This is a genomic window from Nguyenibacter vanlangensis, assembly GCF_013376155.1.
In the GTDB taxonomy this organism is placed as follows: Bacteria; Pseudomonadota; Alphaproteobacteria; order Acetobacterales; family Acetobacteraceae; genus Gluconacetobacter; species Gluconacetobacter vanlangensis.
Genome location: NZ_JABXXP010000367.1, coordinates 1 through 2,929 on the forward strand (window position 1 = coordinate 1; position 2,929 = coordinate 2,929).

Here is a 2,929-nt window from a genome sequence, read left to right on the forward strand (position 1 = left end):
CGTGTCGTGGCGCGGCGGGTGCCGGGCGTCTTTCGTTCCGCCAGCGCCGCCCAGCGGCAGGAACTGGCGGTCGGGCCCGACGAGCCGGTCGCCTATCGCCGGGTGGAACTGGCCTGCGGGTCGCGTGTGCTGTCGGTGGCCGATAACTGGTACGTGCCCGCACGGCTGACCCCGGCGATGAACGCGCTGCTGGAACGGACCGACACGGCGTTCGGCCATGCGGTGGCCGACCTGCATTTCACCCGCCGCACCCTGGACAGCACGAGGCTGTTCGCGCCGCTGCCGGACGGTTGGGAAATGCACAGGCTGCCGCCGGCGGAACAGGGCCGGATCGTCATTCCCGCCGCGATCCTGCGCCATCGCGCGTTGTTGTATCGCCAGGACGGGATGCCGTTCAGCCAGGTGGTCGAAACCTATACCGCCGCCATGCTGGATTTTCCGCCGCCGCGCTGAGCGCGCCGGGGGTATAAGGGGGGCATAAAGGGGGGGGTATAAGGAGGAACGCGGACATGTCGAACGGGGACGTCGAGCCGGACTGGCTGGTCTGGGGGCGCGAGATCCAGGCGATCGCGCAGACCGGCCTGGCCTTCACCCGCGATCCCTATGATCGCGAGCGCTACGAGATGTTGCGGGCGCTGGCCGCGCGCGTCATGGCGGCCCATACCGGTGCCCCGGTCCGGCGGATCGAGGATCTGTTCGCCGCGCAGGAGGGCTATGCCACGCCCAAGGTCGATGTGCGGGCCGCCGTGTTCGACGGGGCCGGGCGTCTGCTGATGGTGCGCGAGACGCTGGATGGGGGACGCTGGACCCTGCCGGGCGGCTGGGCGGACGTGAACGTCACCCCGGCCGAGAGCGCGGTGAAGGAGGTGCGGGAGGAAAGCGGCTATGTCGCGCGGGTGCGCAAGCTGGCCGCGCTGTGGGACCGCACGCGCCAGGGGCATCCCGCCACCCCGTTTTCCTGCGCCAAGCTGTTCTATGTATGCGACCTGGCCGGGGGCGCGCCGGCGACCAGCATCGAGACCTCGGGCGTCGGCTGGTTCGCCCGGGATGCCGTCCCGGCCGACCTGTCGCTGGGGCGGGTGCTGCCGCGGCAGGTCGCGCGCATGTTCGCCCATTACCACGATCCGGCGCTGCCGACGGATTTCGAATAGGCGCCGCGGCGCGGGCGTTCGGGCCGCAGGAGATTGAAATCGTGCCTTTCATGGCACATATGCTGCGGCGGTTTTGTGTTTGGAGCGGGATGATTTCAGGGAGCTGGAATCATCCCACCTTAAGTATTTGTTTTGGCAATCATCATCATGCCTTCGGGCGATTCCGTCCGGAAGCATGATGACCCAGCGGAAAGAGGACGAGATGGTCGAACAGGCGACGTCAGGGGGCGAGCAGCATGAATTCAGTGCCGAGGTCGGGCGGCTGCTCGACCTGGTGGTCCATGCGCTTTATTCGGAACGCGAGATCTTCCTGCGCGAACTGGTCGCCAATGCCGCGGACGCCACCGACCGCCGCCGGTTCGAGGCCCTGACCGACGCCGCCCGCACCCTGCCGGAGGATGCCAAGGTCCGCATCGATCCGGAAAAGGATGCGCGCCGGCTGACCATCAGCGATGATGGCGCAGGCATGAGCAAGGAGGAGCTGGCGCGCAACCTGGGCACCATCGCGCGGTCGGGCACCCGTGCCTTCGGCCAGGAGCTGGCCAAGCACACGCCCGAGGAACGGCCGAGCCTGATCGGCCAGTTCGGCGTCGGTTTCTATGCCGCCTTCATGGTGGCGGACCATGTCGACGTCGTGTCGCGCCGCGCCGGCAGCGACGAGGCGTGGCGCTGGTCGTCCGACGGCAAGGGCAGCTTTACGCTGAGCCCCGCGACGCGCGAGCGGCCCGGCACGGACATCGTCCTGCATATCAAGGAGGATGCCGACGAGTTCCTGGATGCCTGGCGCCTGGAAGCGATCGTGCGCAAATGGGCGGACCATATCGCCTGGCCGATCACCATCCGCCGCGACGGCGAGGACAAGACGGCCAATGCCGGCACCGCCCTGTGGCGCAAGCCGCGCGCCGAGCTGACCGAAGAGCAACTGAACGATTTCTACCGGCATGTCAGCCATAATTTCGACACGCCGTGGGCGACCCTGCACTGGCATGCCGAGGGCACGCTGGAATTCACCGCCCTGCTGTTCATCCCCGGCAGCCGCCCGTTCGAATTCGGCGAGCAGGTGCGCGACAGCCGGGTGCGGCTGCATGTCCGGCGCATGTTCATTACCGACGAGGCCGGGCTGCTGCCGTCCTGGCTGCGCTTCGTCCAGGGGGTGGTGGACACCGAGGACCTGCCGCTGAACGTATCGCGCGAGATGCTGCAGGCGACACCGGTGCTGGCCCGCATCCGCAAGGCGGTGACCAACCGGGTGCTGAACGAGTTGCGCAGCCGGGCGAAGGACGCCGAATCCTATGCCGGGTTCTGGGAGAATTTCGGCCCGGTCCTGAAGGAAGGGATCTGGGACGATGCCGAATACCGCACCGACCTGGCCGGGCTGGCCCGCTTCCGGTCCAGCACGCAGGAGGGGCTGACCACGCTGGCCGAGTATGTCGCGCGGATGAAGGACGGGCAGGAGGCGATCTATTACCTGACCGGCGACAATGCCGGTACGCTGCCGGCCTCGCCGCAGTTGGAGGGGTTCCGTGCGCGCGGGATCGAGGTGCTGCTGCTGTCCGATCCGGTCGATTCCTTCTGGCCCGACCGGCTGGGCACGTTCGAGGGCAAGGAACTGCGCGGCATCAGCCAGGCCCATGCCGACCTGGACAAGTTCGAGGCGCCGCAGGACGACGCGCCCCGCGCGGACCTCGACGCGTTGCTGCCGGCACTGAAGGCCGCGCTGGGCGAGGCGGTGTCCGAGGTGCGGGGTACCAACCGGCTGGTGGGCAGCGCGGTCGTGC

3 protein-coding genes are annotated in these 2,929 nt (G+C 68.4%); all 3 read left to right on the forward strand.

Going from position 1 to position 2,929, the window contains the following annotated elements; translation table 11 throughout:
- On the forward strand, positions 1–453 hold a 453-nt coding region (locus HUK84_RS13935), incomplete at its 5' end, for a hypothetical protein (RefSeq protein WP_176640826.1).
- Positions 454–509: 56 nt separating this feature from the next.
- Positions 510–1,151 carry an NUDIX hydrolase gene (locus HUK84_RS13940; protein ID WP_176640827.1) on the forward strand — a complete coding sequence of 214 codons (642 nt, stop codon included), beginning with the start codon at positions 510–512 and terminating at the stop codon, positions 1,149–1,151.
- 202 nt (positions 1,152–1,353) lie between these two features.
- A partial coding sequence (gene htpG, locus HUK84_RS13945) for a molecular chaperone HtpG (RefSeq protein WP_176640828.1) occupies positions 1,354–2,929 on the forward strand: 1,576 nt, incomplete at its 3' end.